This is a genomic window from Sulfurospirillum sp. MES (assembly GCF_000789415.1).
Taxonomy (GTDB): domain Bacteria; phylum Campylobacterota; class Campylobacteria; order Campylobacterales; family Sulfurospirillaceae; genus Sulfurospirillum; species Sulfurospirillum cavolei.
The window spans coordinates 63412-79152 of sequence record NZ_JSEC01000005.1; the positions used below are offsets into that span (position 1 = coordinate 63412).

General features: G+C 44.0%; 19 protein-coding genes. 15 read left to right on the top strand and 4 right to left on the bottom strand.

The features are described from left to right. Positions 1-9: 9 nt before the first annotated feature. From OA34_RS08685 to OA34_RS08725, 9 genes are all read left to right on the top strand, one after another. On the top strand, positions 10-1758 hold the full coding sequence (locus tag OA34_RS08685; RefSeq protein ID WP_039674428.1) for a nickel-dependent hydrogenase large subunit: 1749 nt from the start codon (positions 10-12) through the stop codon (positions 1756-1758). A gap of 16 nt (positions 1759-1774) precedes the next feature. Continuing rightward, complete coding sequence (gene cybH / locus OA34_RS08690) at positions 1775-2452, top strand: Ni/Fe-hydrogenase, b-type cytochrome subunit (protein WP_039674429.1); 678 nt, start codon at positions 1775-1777, stop codon at positions 2450-2452. Between the two features lie 12 nt (positions 2453-2464). After that, the gene (locus tag OA34_RS08695) at positions 2465-3004 is read left to right on the top strand and encodes a HyaD/HybD family hydrogenase maturation endopeptidase (RefSeq protein ID WP_039674431.1); all 540 of its coding nucleotides are present in this window, start codon (positions 2465-2467) and stop codon (positions 3002-3004) included. Next, on the top strand, positions 3001-4638 hold the full coding sequence (locus OA34_RS08700; protein ID WP_039674434.1) for a hypothetical protein: 1638 nt from the start codon (positions 3001-3003) through the stop codon (positions 4636-4638). Before OA34_RS08695 ends, OA34_RS08700 begins: the two co-directional genes overlap by 4 nt. Further along, positions 4631-6850, top strand: a complete 2220-nt coding sequence (gene hypF / locus OA34_RS08705) for a carbamoyltransferase HypF (protein ID WP_039674436.1) — start codon at positions 4631-4633, stop codon at positions 6848-6850. Before OA34_RS08700 ends, hypF begins: the two co-directional genes overlap by 8 nt. Before the next feature lie 78 nt (positions 6851-6928). Further along, the gene (nikR, locus tag OA34_RS08710; protein ID WP_039674438.1) at positions 6929-7342 is read left to right on the top strand and encodes a nickel-responsive transcriptional regulator NikR; all 414 of its coding nucleotides are present in this window, start codon (positions 6929-6931) and stop codon (positions 7340-7342) included. Between the two features lie 89 nt (positions 7343-7431). Further along, positions 7432-8010, top strand: a complete 579-nt coding sequence (locus tag OA34_RS08715; protein ID WP_039674440.1) for a pseudouridine synthase — start codon at positions 7432-7434, stop codon at positions 8008-8010. 66 nt (positions 8011-8076) lie between these two features. Further along, positions 8077-8415 carry a DUF3465 domain-containing protein gene (locus OA34_RS08720; RefSeq protein ID WP_286682942.1) on the top strand — a complete coding sequence of 113 codons (339 nt, stop codon included), beginning with the start codon at positions 8077-8079 and terminating at the stop codon, positions 8413-8415. 50 nt (positions 8416-8465) lie between these two features. Next, entirely contained in the window at positions 8466-9059 is a 594-nt protein-coding gene (locus tag OA34_RS08725) for a hypothetical protein (RefSeq protein WP_039674442.1), read from the top strand. Between the two features lie 91 nt (positions 9060-9150). Here the strand turns inward: OA34_RS08725 and OA34_RS08730 are convergent, their stop codons facing one another. From OA34_RS08730 to OA34_RS13700, 4 genes are all read right to left on the bottom strand, one after another. Beyond that, entirely contained in the window at positions 9151-9444 is a 294-nt protein-coding gene (locus OA34_RS08730; RefSeq protein WP_039674444.1) for a type II toxin-antitoxin system RelE family toxin, read from the bottom strand. After that, positions 9445-9756 (bottom strand): type II toxin-antitoxin system Phd/YefM family antitoxin, encoded by a 312-nt coding sequence (locus OA34_RS08735; RefSeq protein WP_039674446.1) that lies wholly within the window; start codon positions 9754-9756, stop codon positions 9445-9447. A 64-nt stretch (positions 9757-9820) separates the two neighbouring features. Next, on the bottom strand, positions 9821-10426 hold the full coding sequence (locus OA34_RS08740) for a pentapeptide repeat-containing protein (RefSeq protein ID WP_039674448.1): 606 nt from the start codon (positions 10424-10426) through the stop codon (positions 9821-9823). Beyond that, entirely contained in the window at positions 10419-11456 is a 1038-nt protein-coding gene (locus OA34_RS13700) for an AraC family transcriptional regulator (protein WP_286682943.1), read from the bottom strand. Before OA34_RS13700 ends, OA34_RS08740 begins: the two co-directional genes overlap by 8 nt. Before the next feature lie 88 nt (positions 11457-11544). Between OA34_RS13700 and OA34_RS08750 the strand changes: the two genes are divergently transcribed. The 6 genes from OA34_RS08750 (at position 11545) to OA34_RS08775 (ending at position 15741) form a co-directional block, all read left to right on the top strand. Next, a complete protein-coding gene (locus tag OA34_RS08750) occupies positions 11545-11970 on the top strand; it encodes a CopD family protein (RefSeq protein WP_039674450.1) in 426 nt (141 codons plus the stop codon). A 66-nt stretch (positions 11971-12036) separates the two neighbouring features. Beyond that, a complete protein-coding gene (locus OA34_RS08755; protein WP_039674452.1) occupies positions 12037-12504 on the top strand; it encodes a hypothetical protein in 468 nt (155 codons plus the stop codon). Between the two features lie 10 nt (positions 12505-12514). Then, on the top strand, positions 12515-13042 hold the full coding sequence (def, locus tag OA34_RS08760; protein WP_039674453.1) for a peptide deformylase: 528 nt from the start codon (positions 12515-12517) through the stop codon (positions 13040-13042). A 112-nt stretch (positions 13043-13154) separates the two neighbouring features. Beyond that, positions 13155-13769, top strand: coding sequence for a TetR/AcrR family transcriptional regulator (locus OA34_RS08765; protein ID WP_039674455.1), 615 nt, complete (start codon positions 13155-13157; stop codon positions 13767-13769). After that, positions 13766-15004 carry a TolC family protein gene (locus OA34_RS08770; protein ID WP_039674457.1) on the top strand — a complete coding sequence of 413 codons (1239 nt, stop codon included), beginning with the start codon at positions 13766-13768 and terminating at the stop codon, positions 15002-15004. The genes OA34_RS08765 and OA34_RS08770 overlap by 4 nt, the downstream gene beginning before the upstream one ends. Next, positions 15001-15741 (top strand): efflux RND transporter periplasmic adaptor subunit, encoded by a 741-nt coding sequence (locus tag OA34_RS08775; RefSeq protein WP_039674459.1) that lies wholly within the window; start codon positions 15001-15003, stop codon positions 15739-15741. Before OA34_RS08770 ends, OA34_RS08775 begins: the two co-directional genes overlap by 4 nt.

The window sequence follows — 15741 nt, forward strand, 5'->3', positions numbered from 1 at the left end:
GATAAGTAAATGAGCAAAAGAATCGTAGTCGATCCAATTACCAGAATCGAAGGACACTTAAGGGTTGAAGTTATCGTTGACGATAACAATGTTGTCACGGAGGCTTACTCTTCCTCGACGCTTTGGAGAGGTATTGAAACTATCCTTAAAGGAAGAGATCCCAGAGATGCGGGTTTTATGACTCAAAGAATTTGCGGCGTTTGTACCTATTCGCATTATAAAGCGGGTATCGTCGCCGTTGAAGATGCTCTTGGTATCGAACCTCCGTTAAATGCTAAATTAACGCGTACGTTAATGAACTGTGCTCTTTTCTTGCACGATCACCCCGTCCATTTTTATCACCTTCACGGACTCGACTGGGTAGACGTCGTCTCCGCGCTTAAAGCGGATCCGCATAAAGCGGCGCAAGAAGCGTTTAAATATACCGATGCACCGCTCGCGTGCGGTGCCGACGACCTTGTCGTCGTACAAAAACGGGTTGCGGAATTTGTTAAAAAAGGTCACCTTGGACCGTTCGCTAACGCTTACTGGGGACACTCAACGTATAAATTAACGCCTGAGCAAAACCTGATTGCGGTCTCTCACTACCTCAAAGCTTTAGAAATGCAACGTATTGCGGCACAAATGATGGCGGTTTTCGGTGCAAAACAACCGCATCCTCAAAGTTTGACCGTCGGCGGTGTTACATGTATTATGGATCTTCAATCTCCGGCTCGTTTGGGCGAATTTATGACGAAATTCAAAGAATTGGCGGATTTCGTGAATCGTGCGTACTATCCGGACGTCGTTATGGCGGGCCTTGCTTATGCGGGTGAGCCGAGCGTCAATGCCGGTCTTGGCGTACCGAACCTCTTTACGTACAAAGAGTTCCAGCTTAACGCTAAAGAGTTCTTGTTTGAAAGCGGCGTGATGATGGGCGAAGACGTCATTAATCTCGTGAGCGGTAAACCGTTTAAAGTTCAAGAACTCGACGAAAGTAAAATTACCGAAGAAGCAACGCACTCTTGGTACAAAGACAATGCTGCGTACCATCCGTACGAAGGAAGACAAGAACCGAACTATACCGGTTTTAAAGATGCCGAGACGATTAACGATAAAGGCGTACTTGCTCCGACGAAAGTTATTGACGAAAAAGGCAAATATACATGGGTTAAAGCACCTCGCTACGACGGCAAACCGCTTCAAGTCGGACCTTTGGCAAATATTGTCGTTAACTATGCACTCGGTAACAAACGTGTTAAAACCGTTGTCGACAAATTCTTAAAAGATACGGGTCTTCCTATTACGGCGGTTGCGTCAACGCTCGGTCGTACGGCATGCCGTATGCTTGAAGCCAAAGTGATTGCGGATTACGGTTTGGAAGCGTTTAGCGCATTGATTCAAAACCTCAAAGTCGACGACTCGACGTACACGAGCTATAAAATCGATAAAAACAAAGAGTACAAAGGTCGCTATATCGGTAACGTACCAAGAGGCGTATTAAGCCACTGGGTTAAAATCAAAAACGGCGTGATCGAAAACTACCAAGCCGTTGTTCCAACGACGTGGAACGCCAGTCCAAAAGATGCCAAGGGCGTTAGAGGTTCGTATGAAGAATCCCTCATCGGACTTAAACTAGCAGACCTTTCTCAACCGCTCGAAATCGTAAGGATCATTCACTCTTACGACCCATGCCTTGCATGTGCGGTACATGTCATGGATAAAAAAGGCAACGAGATGAGCAGTTATAAGGTAAACGTCAGCGGCGCATCTTGCTAAGAAAAGGGAGTCTAAGATGAAAAGAAATTTAGAATTTGAGTTCTCGGCAGGGCTTCGTTGGACGCACTGGCTAAGAGCAATCGCTATCGCGGTATTAACCGTAACGGGTTTTTACTTGACGTATGTTTTCATTATTCCGGAAGCTTCGGATGAGCCGATTCTCTTTTTGAATGCCAAATTTAGAATGTGGCACGAGATCGCAGGCTTTTTGTTGATTGCCGTTACGCTTTTTAAACTCTACCTTTTCTTAATCGACAAGGTCAGTATGAAAGAGCGAATCGCATTTTTAGACTTTATCAGTCCGAAAATTTGGATTCAACAAATTAAATATTACCTTTTTATGGGAGAACATCCTCATTTAAGAGGCGTGTACAATCCTTTGCAATTCATTGCATACGTCGGTTTATACGCAATGGTTTTCGTGATCAGTTTAACGGGACTTATCCTGTACGTTCACATGTACCAAGGCGGCGGCATCGGTCTTTTCTTGTACGACTTTATGCGTCCGATTGAGGCGATGATGGGTGGTCTTGCGATGGTAAGAGAAATTCACCATATCGTTATGTGGGGTATTTTGATCTTCTTACCGATCCATATTTATATGGCTATCTTTAACTCGATTATGGGTAAAGAAGGCTCTATGGATGCCATTATCAGCGGTTACAAGTTTACAAAACACGATTCAAAACACTAAGCGAGTTTTGGCTTGAAAGTGTTGGTTTTAGGCATTGGCAACGTGATGTTCTCCGACGAAGGCGTCGGAGTGCATCTTTGCCGCCTTGTGGAACAAAAATATGCGTTTTCTTCTTCTGAGCATACCTTAGATTTTATCGACGGCGGTACGCTCGCACAAAGATTAATTCCCGTCATTGCCGAATACGATTATTTGATCGTCCTCGATTGCGTCGATGCCGACGACGGCGAGATCGGCGATGTTTACTTCTTCGACTTTGAAAGCGTTCCTAGCTCTATTACATGGCAAGGAAGCGCGCATGAAGTCGAAATGCTTCAAACTTTAACGATGATGGATATGGTCGGCGATAGACCGCCGACAAAAGTGATCGGCATCGTCCCCGAAGTCGTAGACGATACGACGCTTGCGATGACGCAAGCCGTTCTTAAAGGCAGCAGCGTCATGGAAAGCGTTTTACTCAAACATTTGGTCGAATTAGGTTTTACTTATGAACAAATTGCTACGCTTACGATACAAGAAGTCGCAAACGCATCTTGTTTGGAGGAGCGATGATTTTAGCATTTGAATTTGAATACGGTTCGAATAACGATATTTTAGAGAGATTGCTGTGTGAAATTGCAACGGATTTTGCGATTTTACATGCCATTCAACGCACACACAATACGATAACGCTGTTCGCGGAAGATAACGAAGAGCGTTTAGGTGCTTTTGCCGATACTTTAGCGGCAATGCTTCCCTTGTCGATTTTTTTCAAATCGACCAATGTCTTTGTCGCACCGAATAGACCTCAAGACGGCATTGTATGTACGTCTACCTCATGCGAAGATATTGTGTTTACTCCTAAACATTTGGCTTTCGTCGACGAAACGCTTTCGCCTTCTTTGAGAACCATTGGTTTTGACATGTACGAAAACGAAACGCTTATCGCCAAAGGCGTTACGCGTGACGAACGTGAGAGCCTTTACGAGAAAGTGGTCGAGACGCTTGTTCAAGGTCATTTCGTGAAGGTTTGTTATCGCAACGAAACGTATACGATCGCGCCGATCGAAGCGTACGAGACAGTTTCTCAAACGGGTGATGCGGAGGTGATCGCTACCGATTTATCGGCGTTGGAGCGTATGGTTGTTATCCGCGACAATGAAATTAAAGCCTTAGCGACGTTGGAACGTCCGGCGTTACGCTTAAAAGTCAATGCCGTATTTGCACAAAAAAGCTCTATTGCTTCACGTGTCTGGATACGTTTAGCGAACGATCTTTTTTTATACCAGCTTTCCAAAGCACTTCAAAAAAAAGGCGTAGCGTTTCTGGCTAAAACGACGAAACCTTGCGAGTCTGCTTCTTTTTCAGTCGTGATCGACGAAAATACGATAATCGATACGATGCGTATTTGCGTTTTTGAAAACGGTGAAATCGTCTTGTTAAAAGACGATACGGTTCCTATGCCCGAAGCATTACAAAAGATCGAAGAGCCTTCTCATCGCGCTTTTGCTTCGATCATGCATGAACATCGAATTTTTGAGAACGTGACGACGTGTTTTTACCTGAGTTGCACTCACGACGATCGCATTATGCAGTATTCTAAAGAACACGGTATGCTCAATCTGGTATCGTTTCCTTTGCCCGCAAGCTATCAAGCTTTGTTTGAGGAAATTGAACATACGAGCGCAAGTGCGAAGCGTTTGGTCGAAAACTATCGAACACACTTTCCGGACCTTTATGCCAAAGCATTGGCGACACCTATTCCTGCGAATTTACCGAAAAGTATTTTCTCGTTATGGAACATTGCTTCCATTCTTTTGGGATTGTGCGACGTATGGGAAGAGGGTGCGCAAAAATTGATTGAAAATGCCGAAGATTTCGGAGGTCAAAAAGGACCTCGCATCGATTATTATCTCCAAAAAGAAGATGCGTTAATCAGCGACTTTAATTACCTTCGTTTGATTCGTAGCGCGATGAGTTTTAAACTTGCGGGTACGGACGAGGTAACGCTTAGTTTCGGTTTTATGGAGAGTTTGGCGTATTTTATTAGCGATACCGCCGATGCACACAAAGAGAATATGGGATGCGAAAAAATCGCTTTGGGCGGCTTGATGTTCGGATTGAAACGTTTCAGTGAAATGGTCATTAAAAATATCAAACCTAACCATACGATTTGTATGAATCAAGAATTGCCGATTGATGGCTAAAGAGCGTATTTTTTACCGTATCGAAGGGATCGTTCAAGGGGTCGGTTTTCGACCTTTTGTTTACGTTTTAGCCCTTCGGTACGCTCTTAGCGGTGTCGTTTTCAACAATGCATCGGGTGTTTTCATCGAAGTTCAAGGAAACGAAGCAGCGTTGAAGGCTTTTGAAAAAGCACTTTTTGACGAATTGCCTCCGCTGGCACGTATCGATTTTTGGGAGAAAAAAAGAGTTGCGTTTCAGGCGGACGAAAGCACTTTCGTTATTGCTCCCAGCGATGCGAGTATGCAAAAATCGTCTTTAGTTCTGCCCGACATGAGCTTGTGCGAGGAGTGTTTGCGGGAGCTAAACGACCCGAACAACCGACGTCACGGCTATTTTTTTATCAACTGCACGCATTGCGGACCTCGTTATTCGATCATTCAAACCGTTCCTTACGATAGAGTCTCGACATCGATGGCTTCGTTTCAGATGTGCGAAGCATGCGAAAAAGAGTATCAAGACCCTACCGATAGGCGTTACCATGCCCAGCCGATCAGTTGTTCCAAATGCGGTCCTACGCTTACGTTGCGATCGATGCAAGGCGAAACGCTTGCGACGAACGAAGCCGCAATCGTGCGTTTGGCAGAACTGATTCATGCGGGTCATATCGTCGCAATGAAAGGTATGGGCGGCTTTCATCTAATCTGCGACGCAACCGACGATAACGTCGTTTTAAAACTCCGAGAGCGCAAACACCGTCCTTCAAAACCCTTTGCCGTGATGCTAAAAGACCTAGACGCCGTCAAAAACATATGCGTTATGCGTGAAGAAGAAGCCCAAGGTATTAGCTCGCAACTGCGCCCGATCGTGCTTTTAAAACGCAATGAAACCGCCTCGTCATTAAGCTTACATGTAGCGCCTTTTACCGATAGACTCGGCGTTTTTTTACCGTATACGCCTTTACATGTTATCTTATTTCAAAACTTACGCGTTCCGATTATTGCGACAAGCGCCAATCGTTCGGGCGAACCGATTATTAGTGATAGCGAAACCTTGGTTGAAAAACTCTCAAACGTCGTCGAATATTATCTGGATTATAACCGCGATATCGTGCATCGAAGCGACGATAGCGTCGTGCAGTTTATCGGTGATAAGATGCTTTTGATGCGTGCTTCACGAGGCATTGCGCCGCATAGTTTTCGCGTCGATTCAAGCGATCATCGTGCGATTTTAGCCGTTGGAGCGCACCAAAAAAACGCGATCGCTATTTATCTTAACCACCAGATTATTGTTTCGCCTTATATCGGCGATTTGGACAACGTGGCAAGCCATATGTTGTTTGAAGAGATGATTGCTTCGTTTGAGCGTTTTTACGGTTTTGTTCCCGAATTGATCGTGGGCGATTTACATCCGCAGTATCTCTCGACGCTTTGGGCGAAAAAACAACCCGTCGCCTTTTTGCAAGTGCAACATCACTACGCGCATGTTTTGTCGGTGATGTGCGAATACGGACTGAACGAAAAAGTCTTAGGTTTTGCATGGGACGGGACGGGATACGGAGACGACGGCGTCATTTGGGGAAGCGAATGCATGGTATGCGATAAGCAAGGCTATGAACGCGTCGCTTCGTTAGAGCCTTTTTTACTCTTGGGCGGTGATGCGAGCATTAAAGAGAGTAAACGTATCTTGGCGTCGATGTTGTGGCAAGCAATGGGCGATCGAGCCGATGAAGTGCTGCTTGAGTATTTTGACGAAGGTTCTCTCAAAACGCTCAAGCACGCCTATACTAAAAAGATCAACGCGCCGCTGTGTTCGTCGATGGGACGGCTTTTCGATGCGGTGGCGATCTTGTGCGGTATGCAAAGTGATGTCAGCTACGACGGTCAAAGCGGGCTTTGGTTGGAACGCCTTTATGACGAAACGATCGTAGAGCGCTACGACGTCACGATCGATGCTCAAACGATCCGTTTTTTACCGATGCTCGAAGCGATGCTTCACGAAAGCGAACCGCGTATGATTGCCTCTAAATTTATCAATACGTTGGTCGGCATTATAGATGAAATAATACAACGCTACCCCCTAAAAATCGTACTTTGCGGCGGTGTGTTTCAAAATCGCACATTGATGGAACAACTTGTTTTGCACATCTCAAAACCGCTTTATTTCCCGCAAAAGATCGCTATTAACGACGGCGGCATTTGCGTCGGTCAACTCTACAAAGCACTTCAGAGCTAGCATTAATATTTTTATTATGCAATAATTAAAGAATAATCTGATTAGAATCGTTATGAATGTTATTTTAAAGGATACACTATGGATAAAATTATTCGATTTAGCGTCTCTTTGCCGGAAAAGCTTTTAGAAGAGCTGGATAAAAAGGTGGACGTACAAGGGTATGCGTCTCGCAGTGAATTTACAAGAGATTTAATCCGAGAAAAAATCGTTAAAGACGATTGGCAAGACGACGGTAGCGACGTTATCGGCGTTTTAGCTATGATTTACACGCATCATCAAAACGAATTGGTCCAAAAAATTTTAGAGATTCAACACGACGCCAAAGTGCATATCATGTGCAATACGCACGTACATGTTACGCATGAAAACTGTTTAGAAACGGTTATGGTGACGGGAAAAGTCTCCGATATTAAAGATTTTGCGCAAAAAATCGCAGGATTGAAAGGCGTCAAATTCTGTAAACTCATCGAAGCATCGATTCCCGCTTCGTAAATCTTTGATCGTAAAGGGTAAACACGCCGTTTACCCTCTCTTCATACGCCTAATGCTACGCGATATTTTTTTAATACGGAATATGCCTGATGTCTCTAACAACGAACGATTCTCAAAAACTCTTAGTGTTAAATAAGCCAAAAGGCTATCTGGTCACGCGCTCTGACGATTTGGGGCGTAAAACCGTTTACGCACTTTTACCCGAGTGGGTATATACCGAGGGCTGGATGCCTATCGGTCGCTTAGACCTTGACTCCAAAGGATTGTTGCTTTTTACGACCGACGGGCAGATCGGCAACGCGCTTACCAAACCGGGGCATTGCATCAAAACGTATGAGATTTGGGTAAGAGGGCATGTCATGGACGAACACATTGCTCAAGCACTCAAGGGCGTGCAAAGCCCTGAGGGTTTACTCAAAGCACTCGAGGTCGAAAAAATCGGCACGGGCGGCGCGAAAACAAAACTTCGTGTCAAAATAGACGAAGGAAAAAACCGCCACATTCGCCGCCTTTTCGGAGCACTCAAAGACCCAAAATACGGCACGCCCTTAAAAGTTTTGGAACTCACGCGCACGCATATCGGCTTTTTTGAACTGGACGTTCCCCTCGGAAAATGGCGTTTCCTAAGCACGGAAGAAGAGAAGAAGCTTTTAAAGAAACTCAAGTAACATCAAAACGCAACCGTTTCGCTTTGAATACCGACATGTAAGATACAAACAAAGACAAGGGATAAAATGAAAAAAACAATGCTCCTCTTCCTCATAGGCTTAAACCTCTTCGCTGGCACGCCCGTGTGTGACTCGGGCAAAGTGGTTAAGCTCCTCAGTGATGACACTGTAGGCAGTCGTCATCAGCGTTTCATCGTCAAATTGGCATCGGGTAAAACGCTCTTAATCGCTCACAACATCGACATCGCGCCTAAAGTTACACCCTTGCAAGAGGGCGGAGTTGTGAATTTTTGCGGTGACTTGGAAACCAATGACAAAGGCGGCGTCGTCCACTGGACGCACCGTGACCCACACAATCGCCACAATGGCGGATTTTTGGAATATAATGGGAAGAGGTATGAGTAGAGGGGAAAGAGCATCGTATTGTTTTCTTCAAAATCATATGAAAGGTAGTTATGACAAATGAAATGTTAAACCAAATTCTTACTAATATTAATCAATTAGTGTATAAAAATGAAGATTATGCAATAAGAAGTATCGATAGTAATATCGATATAGTTAATATTAACGATAAAGAATGTATTGACCAAAATAGTTACGAATTCTATGATTTTATTTTAATTAAAAATCATGATATAAAATCAACTCTAAAATATGTTGGCATCATATTAGACATGATAACTGACTTACATTTTTATATATTGCCAAATTTCCGAGGAAAGGGTTATTTACAGGCATCTTTAAATACTTCTATTTTACCTTTTTTATCATTTTACGATGAAGATAGAAAGGTCCAAAGACTTTCTTTTAAAGAGAGTCAAATAAAAGAATATTTTATAAATCAATTCGGCTTTAAATCCATAGGAGATTATGAAGCAGAAAAAAATTTGGCTTCAGATGATGTAAAACTATATGATTGTGCAAATGAAAAAAAAATGAAATTATCGAATGAGCTAAAAAATGAAATGATGCAAAATTTGATTGATGCACTGTTGAAAATAAAGATTGATAAGACGGCAGTTGGATTATGCAAAAGGCGATACGTGTGACTGCGAAAAATTGTATTTAAATGAAGTCTTCGGTGAATTAAAAGATCACATATTTGATGACAAAAAAGTCAAAGAATAGAGAGGGCTTAGCTTAAACCCTTTTCATCGCCTCTTTATACACTTCCATCTCTTCACGTTTGCCGACGGTGACGACATAGATCACTAATTCATTCTCGATGATTTTATACACAATACGCACCTGTTTTTTCGCGACATACGTTTTATAGTAACCGCTCAAATCGAGGTTGTTTTTATTGCCAAGAGGTTGACCCAAGAGAGGTGAGTGTTGTAACTGCGTTAGTTTTTTGAATATCAACACAATCAAGGAGTGATCGAAGTTTTTTAAATCTTCTTCAACCAAAGGATGCGTTTTGATGGCATACATTTACAGCGACTTTGGATCGATATTGAACTTTTTGGCAAGCTCTTCAAAGGGCACATACGAAGACAAAGGAGTATTTTTGCGTGCTTGCACCGCTTCAAAAATCTCTTGATGTTCCATCGTTTCAAAAAGCTCTTCAAGCGATTTGAGGCGTTCGTATTCATCGGTGGAGATGACGACGGCTTCAAGTCTATTGTTTTTCAAAATCCCCACTTTTTCGCACGATTGCTCTTTGATGCCTTTAAGAATGGTCGCAATTTTTTTCGTAAAATCCGTAATTGATAAAAGCTCATTTGGAGCGTATTTGACTGTCATGGTATATCCTATGATTTATATGCAAATATTATAGTAAATTTACCAGTAAATTACAAGGATACTCTCAATCCACCAACACAATTCCCACCCCCTCAAGCAAACCAAGTGCTTCAAAACGGCTAAATATGGCGCCTTTGAGGTGGTTGGTACGAAGGTCGATGCGGGTGTTGATGGCGTCTGTGAAGTTGGCGTTTTCCAGATGAGTTTGGTGAAACAGCGCGCCTTTGAAGTCGGTTCCAGCGAAATTGGCGTGAGAGAGCAGGGCGGAGCGAAAGTCGACCTCTTTGGCGCGACATGCTTTCATGACAAGTCCTTCCATCAAAAGCCCAAAAAAGTTACTGTCATCCACAATGCATTCGTCAAATTTGAGCGGTGCAGGGTTTAGCAAGCTTTTCCAGTTTGCCATGCACCAGTCGATGCCGTTCATTTTACAGCTCATAAATGCCGTATTGGAGAGTTTGGTGTCGGTGAGTTTCATAACACTGAGGTTGCAGTTTTCAAAATGACAGTCGATGAAACGGCACGCGTAAAAGAACGTTTCACTAAAGTCGCACGAGAGAAAGGTGCACTCCTCAAATTCGGCTTTGTTGATACGCTTTGCGTGCAAATCAACCCCCTCAAAACGTTCGGCAAAACAGTCCAAATGATCGACGATAGCGATGTTAGGCATGCTCATTTCCTTTTACATGTAAAGCGACCCACGCCTTAGGTGTCATGGCAAACCACTTCTTAAATGCCCTTAAAAACGGGCTTGGCTCAGCATAGCCCAAGTATGTCGCAATGGTCGCGATGCCCAGACCTTTTTGCAGATAATGCGCCGCTAACTTTTGACGCACCTCGCCTAAAAGTTCGACAAAACTGCTGTTTTCCTCTTTGAGTTTTTTTTGAAGCGTTCGCGGATGCAAACCCACCTTTTGCGCAACGCTCTCAAGCGAGACATCAAGCTCACCCGTAGCGATGAGGATGTAGCCTAAAACTTGCTCTTTGAGGCTTCCATGCACACTCATGCCCAAGCTCTGTTCCGCCTCTTTTTCAAAGACACGAAGCAGGTAAGGATTGTCGTAGCTGGTTTTCATTGAGAGTTGCGTCTTGTCAAAGAAGAGGGCGTTTTCCACCTCATCAAAAACGATGTTCTGCCCAAAAACGTTCTGGTACGCTTTTACATGTAAAGGTTTGGCATGCCTAAATGTCGTGCGTATGGGGAAGATGGGTTTGGGGATGATTTTGTTGATGAGATGAAGCATCGCACTAAGGTGAATCTCCGCGCTGTACTTTTCAAGGTGATACATCTCGCCCTCTTTGTGAATGAGCAGGGTCAGTTTGTAAACGCCATCGTCTTTTGTAAAAATGGGCTTAAGCGTTTTACCAACAAGCGGATAGTAGCGGCACAGCTTCACGATGGCGTCTTCCACGTTGCTTGAATGTAAGAGCAAATAGCCTAAAATGCCCAGATTGTTGGGTGTGACAGACTCAGCAAAGGTAAATAACACCCCCGCATCGCCTGTGCGAGTGACTGCTTCATCGATGAGATCGTGCACGTATGTAGCATTGATTTTTGCACCTTTTACATGTAAATCTTTGAGCACTATTCCACGCTCTTTGAGAAAGGGTGTTGCATCAAAGGCATACTGCTTGGTTAAAAACGAGAGAATGAACAAAAAAGCTTCCACAGGTGCTTGCTTCAAATCTTCCGGTCGCAAAATGTCATCCTTAGAGTCGTAAAATGTCACTTAAATTTTTAAAGCAGATTATATACTAAGGGCTCTAAATCTTGCTTAAGGACTTCAAATGAACGCTTACAGTCTCGTTCTTGCAGTGCACGTTATCTCCGTTGCGACATGGATGATCATGCTGGTGTATCTGCCCAAACTTTTCGTCTATCATATCAATGCACCCCAAAATGCTCATGCGACTATCGCGCTTCAAGAGAGCAGTCTCTTTAAAGTCGGTACGGTTGCGATGCTTTTCTCAATCAAATTCGGGGCAATTTTACTCTACCTCAATCCGCATCTGCTTCAAAGCGGAGGGTGGTTGCATCTTAAACTTACATTGGTTACGGGTATGGTAGTCTATCACCTTACATGTAAAACGTTTATACGCCGATTTGCGCAAGAGAGCATTCCTCAAAACGTGCGCTTTTTCAAGCTTTTTCGCGTGATACCGGAGATCACTACGGCGGTTATTATCCTGCTTAGCATCGTTAAACCGTTTTAGTTTCTTTTCTTCATTTTTAAGTCGTCTCAGGTTATGATTGGACGAGCAAACGCGCAAGGAGAAGCAATGGAAAAAATCGGCGACGCGATATTGACGCTACTGGGTACATTGGAAGAGATCTTAAAAAAGGCGGACATCAACACGGTTGCGACCAAAACCAACGCACAGCATCGTACGATCAAGCAAATTGTCGGGCATCTGTGCGATTCGGCGTCGAACAATACCCATCGCATCGTTCATTTACAGTATCAAAGCAGTCCGTTGATCTTTCCCGATTATGCCAATCTCGGTAAAAACGACTTATGGATCAAACTTCAAGCCTACAATGCCTACGATTGGGAAGATTTGCAAGCATTACTGAAAGCGACCGCTAAACACGTTGTCCATGTCATTAAAAACGTCGATGAAACAAAGCTCCAAAACGAGTGGATTAGCGCATTGAACGAGCGAATTTCTTTAGAAGCGATGATCGTTGATTTTCCAAGACATTTCAAACTCCATCTTGACGAAATCGTCGCATTGTTAAAAGATTAAAGAAGCAGCGATGCCGAACATTTTAGAAATATCGCAATTGGGTTCTTCCGTCATTCGCATGCATGCCAAAGAAATACGCGACATCCGCGCACCTGAAATTCAAATGCTGATCGACGCTATGATCGCGACATGTCAAGAGTCTAAAGGTGCGGGAATCGCAGCACCCCAAGTCGGACATTCGCTTTGTGTGCTGATTATGGCTTCTGCTCCCAATAAACGCTATCCCAACGCTCCGTTGATGGAGCCGACCGCGCTAATCAATCCGCGCATTCTTGCATTCTCCGAGGAAAAAGAGAAAGATTGGGAAGGGTGTTTGAGCATTCCGGGAATTCGCGCGCGCGTGCCGAGACACGCTCATGTCGAAGTCGCGTACATCGATAGGGAAGGCAAAGCGCAACACGCTTTTTTTGACGGATTTTTGGCGCGTCTCTTTCAACACGAGTTTGACCACCTCATCGGCAAAGTCTTTATCGACCGCGTCGACTCGATCGAAGACATCATCACCGAAAAAGAGTATCAACGTCTCCTTAACATGTAAAAACTTTTTTTACATGTAAGCTTTTTCATTGCCCGATCTCTTGACATTTAAAAATCAAAAATGTACCATTTCACAAAATAAATGACTGACGGTCATTCATTAAAGAGGTGACATGGCACGCATTATCGACAAGGAAGAAAAACGTTTAGAAATAGCCCGAGCGGCCATACCGCTGTTTGCCGCTAAAAATATCTCTCAAATCAGCATCGACGAAATTGCTAAAAACGCCGGTGTTGCCAAAGGGACGATCTACCTCTATTTTAAAAATAAAGAGGAGATCATCTTTACGATTTGGGATATGCTCTCACGCAATCATGAAGAAGCGTATGCCAAACGAGCCATGCATGTAACGAGTGCAAAAGCGAAGATTTTGGAGTATTTTAATTTCAACGAATGCGGACTCGAATACGACAAAGAGCAGATGATTACGCTTTATCAACACTCGCTCAGCGCTATGCTGATCGATACGACGGGACTTTACACGGCTTATTTTGATAGGTTTATCCGACAAGATTACGATCTCATCTCCGCTTGTTTGAAAGAAGGCGTACAATCGGGCGAATTTGAAATCGACGACGTGGAACTCCTGACCTATACGATCATCATGTTGCTCAAAGGAATGCTCGTGCGCGCAAAAGCCGGCAATATGCACTTTGATGAAGCGCAACAAACCCTCTCAAAACATATCTCTAACCTTTTGCAACAGTATATAAGGAAATCACGATGAAAAGACAGATACTTTTACCTTTTCTTTTCCCGCTTTTGACGATGGCGGGAAATTTGCCCGAACTCTTAAACTTAGCGGAGCAAAACAAGCTTGTCGAGTCGTCTCGCTATAGCGTCGAGTCCGCGCAAGAAAAGGAGTATGCCCTCAAAAGTTCATACTTACCGAGCCTCTCTTTAGGCGCCAATCAAACATTCAATCAGGTCGAAAGCGTTCTTTCCCCCGATAAAAGTCGAACGGGTTCGGCAACGCTTTCGTTTGTGATCTACGACGGCGGAAAACGCGGGGCATTGTTCGATCAGCAAGAAGCTTTAGTACGCTCCGCCACGTTTTCGCTCGCTTCCACACAAAACAACGTCTCCTTAAACGTCGTTTATTATTATTACAACTATCTTAGCACCTTAGCGAGCAAAGAAGCTACCTTACAAAAAAAAGAGCAACTCGAAGCCGAGCGTTACCGTCTTGAAAAATTTCTCTCCGTCGGAACGACGACCGAAGACGAACTCCAAAAAATCGTCTCCAATATCGAACAAACTAACGTCGATCTTTTAAGCTTGGACAATACGCTCAATAATATTTCCAACGCGTTAGAGTACCTCACGGGAACGCGCGTATCGGTTGAAAAAGGCTCAATTTTACGGCTCGAAAACACGTCTGAAAACGCAAGCGAGCGTTTCGATATTTTAGCGATGGAACAAAACGTCCAAAGTGCCAAATCCGAAGCGGACGTTGCCAAAGCCGGATACTTACCGACGATCAAACTCCAAGATACGTATTCTCGCTACAAATACGATTACGAAAATCCTAACTTTGCGGCGCAAAACGACGGCGATCATCAAAATACGATTATGTTGGCTTTGGAATGGAAAGTCTTTGATTTCGGTTCTACCGCAGCGACCGGCGAAGCGGCACGTAAAAATTATCTTGCTAAAAGCAGCGAACTTTCTTACGAGAAAAGCAAAGCCAAAGCTTCGTTAAAAAGTGCTCAAAACAGTTACCAAACCGCTCTTGCCAAGATTGAAGCCGCTCGAGCCAAACTCACCGCTTCTTCGATGACCTATGAACTCGTGAAAAAGAAATACCAGCAAGGTATCGTCAATAACGTCAGCTATCTCGACGCGCTGAGCGATAAATACAATGCAACATCCCAATTACAAACCGCTCTCAATGAAGTAGAGTACCAAAAAGCCGTCCTTTTATATGAAATGGGGCGAGAAATAAAAGGAGCTATCCAATGAAAAAACTTTTGATCACCCTATGTTTGCTACTCAACGCCCTTTACGCCGAAGATATTTACGCGACCTTTGACGTGTTGAGCGACCAGACATCCGATTTGGGCGTTTCGGTTTCCGGCGTCGTCGGCACATTATACGTGAACGTCGGCACGTACGCCAAAAAAGGCGATCTTTTACTCGCACTTCAAAATAGCGAAGAAAAACAGGCGGTAGAGAGTGCGCGCATCGCGATGCAAAGTGCTCAAAAAAGTGCCGAACACGCTCAAAAAACATACGAGCGTTATGCGGCGATTGCCGATGTGATCGACAAAGAGAAGATGGACAATTACCGCTATGAAAAAGACGTTGCGGCACTCTCCTACCAAAATGCGCGAACGACGCTTGCGATGAAAGAAGCGGCTTTTGCTAAAACCGAACTTCGCGCACCCTACGATTTGGTCATCACGAAAAAACAAACGGAGCTAGGCAGTATCGTTTTTGGAGGTCAAACGACGCTTTTGAGTGCCATGAACCCTCATATGATCAAGCTTGTGTTGAAATTTGACGAGAAGTATTGGCAAAAAGTGAAAATCGGACAAAGATTTACCTACAAAGTCGACGGAAGCGATAAAACGTACGAGGGAACGATCGCAAAGCTTTATCCTTCCGTTTTAAGTGCGACGCGTGAAATGCAAGCCGAAGTCAAAGCGGCGGATTTGATGCCCGGACTCTTCGGTAACGGCATGATTAAAGCGGAATAG

Coding starts and splice junctions, on each gene's coding strand:
- OA34_RS08685 (WP_039674428.1), top strand. CDS start 10: ATGAGCAAAAGAATCGTAGTCGATCCAATTACCAGAATCGAAGGACAC.
- OA34_RS08730 (WP_039674444.1), bottom strand. CDS start 9,444: ATGTATGCCATCAAAACGCATCCTTTGGTTGAAGAAGATTTAAAAAAC.
- OA34_RS08735 (WP_039674446.1), bottom strand. CDS start 9,756: ATGACAGTCAAATACGCTCCAAATGAGCTTTTATCAATTACGGATTTT.
- cybH (WP_039674429.1), top strand. CDS start 1,775: ATGAAAAGAAATTTAGAATTTGAGTTCTCGGCAGGGCTTCGTTGGACG.
- OA34_RS08720 (WP_286682942.1), top strand. CDS start 8,077: ATGAAAAAAACAATGCTCCTCTTCCTCATAGGCTTAAACCTCTTCGCT.
- OA34_RS08755 (WP_039674452.1), top strand. CDS start 12,037: ATGGAAAAAATCGGCGACGCGATATTGACGCTACTGGGTACATTGGAA.
- hypF (WP_039674436.1), top strand. CDS start 4,631: ATGGCTAAAGAGCGTATTTTTTACCGTATCGAAGGGATCGTTCAAGGG.
- OA34_RS08725 (WP_039674442.1), top strand. CDS start 8,466: ATGACAAATGAAATGTTAAACCAAATTCTTACTAATATTAATCAATTA.
- nikR (WP_039674438.1), top strand. CDS start 6,929: ATGGATAAAATTATTCGATTTAGCGTCTCTTTGCCGGAAAAGCTTTTA.
- OA34_RS08765 (WP_039674455.1), top strand. CDS start 13,155: ATGGCACGCATTATCGACAAGGAAGAAAAACGTTTAGAAATAGCCCGA.
- OA34_RS08715 (WP_039674440.1), top strand. CDS start 7,432: ATGTCTCTAACAACGAACGATTCTCAAAAACTCTTAGTGTTAAATAAG.
- OA34_RS08770 (WP_039674457.1), top strand. CDS start 13,766: ATGAAAAGACAGATACTTTTACCTTTTCTTTTCCCGCTTTTGACGATG.
- OA34_RS08740 (WP_039674448.1), bottom strand. CDS start 10,426: ATGCCTAACATCGCTATCGTCGATCATTTGGACTGTTTTGCCGAACGT.
- OA34_RS08775 (WP_039674459.1), top strand. CDS start 15,001: ATGAAAAAACTTTTGATCACCCTATGTTTGCTACTCAACGCCCTTTAC.
- def (WP_039674453.1), top strand. CDS start 12,515: ATGCCGAACATTTTAGAAATATCGCAATTGGGTTCTTCCGTCATTCGC.
- OA34_RS08700 (WP_039674434.1), top strand. CDS start 3,001: ATGATTTTAGCATTTGAATTTGAATACGGTTCGAATAACGATATTTTA.
- OA34_RS08750 (WP_039674450.1), top strand. CDS start 11,545: ATGAACGCTTACAGTCTCGTTCTTGCAGTGCACGTTATCTCCGTTGCG.